Source organism: Modicisalibacter radicis, assembly GCF_900961225.1.
In the GTDB taxonomy this organism is placed as follows: Bacteria; Pseudomonadota; Gammaproteobacteria; order Pseudomonadales; family Halomonadaceae; genus Modicisalibacter.
This window is the reverse complement of the sequence record NZ_CAAHFN010000094.1, coordinates 1-3,156: the sequence shown is the minus strand read 5'-3', so window position 1 is coordinate 3,156 and position 3,156 is coordinate 1. Positions and strand designations below refer to the sequence as shown.

General features: G+C 64.4%; 2 protein-coding genes and 1 pseudogene. 1 reads left to right on the top strand and 2 read right to left on the bottom strand.

The window, feature by feature from the left end:
• Positions 1-271: 271 nt before the first annotated feature.
• Complete coding sequence (locus HR9077_RS17145) at positions 272-1,291, bottom strand: TRAP transporter substrate-binding protein (protein ID WP_136068478.1); 1,020 nt, start codon at positions 1,289-1,291, stop codon at positions 272-274.
• A gap of 116 nt (positions 1,292-1,407) precedes the next feature.
• Positions 1,408-2,601 carry a fumarylacetoacetate hydrolase family protein gene (locus tag HR9077_RS17140; RefSeq protein ID WP_136068476.1) on the bottom strand — a complete coding sequence of 398 codons (1,194 nt, stop codon included), beginning with the start codon at positions 2,599-2,601 and terminating at the stop codon, positions 1,408-1,410.
• A 398-nt stretch (positions 2,602-2,999) separates the two neighbouring features.
• On the opposite strand from HR9077_RS17140, the pseudogene HR9077_RS22245 reads away from it, so the two are divergent.
• Positions 3,000-3,156, top strand: a pseudogene (locus HR9077_RS22245) (dihydroxy-acid dehydratase); the annotation flags it as partial.

Here is a 3,156-nt window from a genome sequence, read left to right as displayed (position 1 = left end):
CGCTGATCGCCATGGCGAGGAACACCAGCCAGGCGACGCGCCGGGCGCACCACACCACGCCTCGGTCGAAGGCGCTGCGCACCGGCGGCGGGCCCTCCTCGCGCGCGCGGACCTGGGCCAGGGCCGCGTCCGGGTCGTCGGGGTCAGGGTGTTCGGAGGGAGCGGGAGACATGGTTCCTCCACACGACGCGCCCGGCGCCGCGCTGTTCAGGGAATGGAGAAACGGGGCCGACACGGTCGGCCCCTCGGGGTTGTGTCTGAAGGCCCGCGATTACAACAGATTGCGCGATTTCAGGAACGTGGTGGCGGAATCGTAGACCTTCTGGGTCATCTCGTTCTTGCCGGCCCACTCCTTCCATTCCTTCTCGGCAGCCTGGCGGAACTTCTTGCGCTCTTCCGGCGACAGGTCGATCGGGTGGACATCGGGGTTCTCCTTGAGCTTCTGAAGCGTCTGGATGTCCTGCTCCTTGAGCCGCGCGATCAGGTCGTAGGCCATGCGGTCGAAGGCCGTCTTCAGGGTGACCTGGAGATCCTCCGGCAGGCCGTCCCAGATCTCCTTGTTGAGGGAGACCGCGATCATCGGCATGGAGTGGAAGCCCGGATAGAGCGGATAGGGGGCGAAGTCATGAATCCCCTGGGCGTCGTTGTTGGACAGCACCGTGGAGTCGGCGGCGTCGATCACGCCCTTCTCGAGCGCGGTGTAGACCTCGGAGCCCGGCAGATTGACCGGCGCGGCGCCGATGCGCTCGAAGATGTTGTAGACCATGCCCTGCGGGGCGCGGATCTTGAGGCCCTGGAAGTCCTCGATGGCGTCGATCTCGACGCTCGACGGAATCGACTCGAGCGGGAAGGTGGCCGCGGAAATCAGATGGGCGCCGTAGGGCTCGGTCAATTCGTTGTAGAGATCTTCGCCACCGCCGTACTTCATGTATTCGAGGAAGTCGTAAGGGTCGCTCCAGGCGCCGACCAGGTTGCCGAGCATGCCGTAGGCGGGATTCTGGCCGGAAAAGTAACTGGGATCGGTCATGTGGCCCTGCAGGATGCCGGACGACACGGCCTGCAGGGTTTCGGTGGGGCCGACGACGGAGTTGATCGGCATCACCTCGATCGCCACGCGACCATCGGTCATGGTCTCGATCTTGTCGGCCCACTCCTGCTTGATCTTGAAGCTGGGCTCGCCGGAGGTCTCCGAGGCCTGGAACTTCCATTCGTATTCGGCGGCCTGGGCGGCCGAGAGTCCCATCAGCACTATCGAGCTGGTGGCGACGACGAGTTGCTTGAGCTTGAACATACTTATCTCCAAGTGATGCTTGTTGTTATGAATGCGAGCGTTGGCTATAAACCCCCGAAGGGGATGGGGTGGGCCGACGCATGGCGTCGTACCCGGGCTCGTGCAGCACGGGCCGGTCAGTCCCGGCCGGTGACGCGCCGAGTCAGATAGTCGAGCAGGGCGCCGCTGCCGAACTGCCAGGGGCGAATCCGGTCGCAGCGCTCGACACGATTGATCAGGGCGCCGAGTTCATGCGCGGCGATGGTGACGCGGTCGCCGACCTTGTGCGTGAAGCCGCTGCCCGGCTCGCCACGGTCCTGGGTCGGGGCGAACAGCGTGCCGAGGAACAGCATGAAGCCGTCCGGGTACTGGTGGTGGGCGCCGATCGTCTGCTCGACCAGATCCAGTGGGTCGCGGCTGATCTGCGCCATCGAGCTGATCGCCTCGAGGCGATAATCGTCGCTGCCTTCGACGTCGAGATGCACCTCCATGCGGCGCACGTCGTCGATGCCGAATTCCGCGTCGAAAAGCCGCACGAAGGGGCCGATGGCGCAGGAGGCGTTGTTGTCCTTGGCCTTGCCGAGCAGCAGCGCCGAGCGCCCCTCGACATCGCGCAGATTGACGTCGTTGCCGAGTGCCGCACCGCGCACCCGGCCGTGCGAATCCACCGCCAGCACCACTTCCGGCTCGGGATTGTTCCAGGCCGAGGCCGGATGAATGCCGACCTGGCTGCCGAAGCCCACCGACGACATCGGCTGGGCCTTGGTGAACACTTCGGCATCGGGGCCGATGCCGACCTCGAGGTATTGCGACCACACACCCAGATCGATCAGCCGACGCTTGAGCGTGGCGGCGTCTTCGGAACCCGGTTCGAGGCGCGACAGATCGTCGCCGATCAGTTCCTCGATGGTTTCGCGGATCGAGGCCGCCAGGCTGGCATCGCCGCGCGCCTGTTCCTCGATCACACGCTCGAGCATCGAGCTGGCAAACGTCACTCCGCAGGCCTTGATCGCCTGCAGGTCGCAGGGTGCCATCAGGTATTGGCGATCCGGCGCGCCCTGGGCCTCGAGCGAGTTCGTCAGGCACTCGTCGACGGCCAAAAGCGGGGCATCGGCGGCCGTTTCGAGACAGGTCGTCAGGTCGTCGCGCTCGAGTAGCGCGCTGAGCGTCGGTGCCAATGCACTGATGTCGTGCAGCCAGCCATTACGCACCGTGACCAGGCGCGGCCCCTGGCCTTCGGGGTCCCAGAGACGGCCGATCAGACGATTGTCGGGCAGATTCCGGGGCAGCGGTGCGTGGGTGTCCATGTTCTGCGAACCTGTTCTGAGCATTGGCATCTCCGACTGGAGTGGCCCTAAATGTTGAACATAGGGTGGCTATGTTCAACATATACTTTGGTAGGGCGCCGCTGGCGATTGGCGCTCCGTGGCCCGAGAGGGGGCCCACGGCGAGTGCCGTCCCGAGCGTCATGCAGTCACGCCCGGAGCGGCCATGGCGCCGCCTGGAGCGTGACGCGAGGGGCGGCGGGCCGGATGCTGGCGGTTTGCTGACGAGACTCCGGAAAGGTGGATGAGCTTGTCGGAAATTTTTTCGATATGTTTTTGCATATCGAAGGTGGGTGATTTTTATATTTTGCGGATATCGGCGGCCTGCGTATGTTGGGCCGACTTGGACACGCCAGAGAGCCGGTCAGCGGCCGTGAGGCGTCAGGACCGTGAAGGAGATTGCAATGACCGATGAAAAGCGCCCCTTGCGCAGTGCCGCCTGGTTCGGCACGGCCGACAAGAACGGCTTCATGTACCGCAGCTGGATGAAGAACCAGGGCATCCCCGATCATGAGTTCCAGGGCAAGCCGATCATCGGCATCTGCAACACCTGGTCGGAGC

Bases quoted from the DNA above. Each gene is read 5' to 3' on its own strand.
- HR9077_RS17140 (WP_136068476.1), bottom strand. From the start codon at position 2,601: ATGCTCAGAACAGGTTCGCAGAACATGGACACCCACGCACCGCTGCCC.
- HR9077_RS17145 (WP_136068478.1), bottom strand. From the start codon at position 1,291: ATGTTCAAGCTCAAGCAACTCGTCGTCGCCACCAGCTCGATAGTGCTG.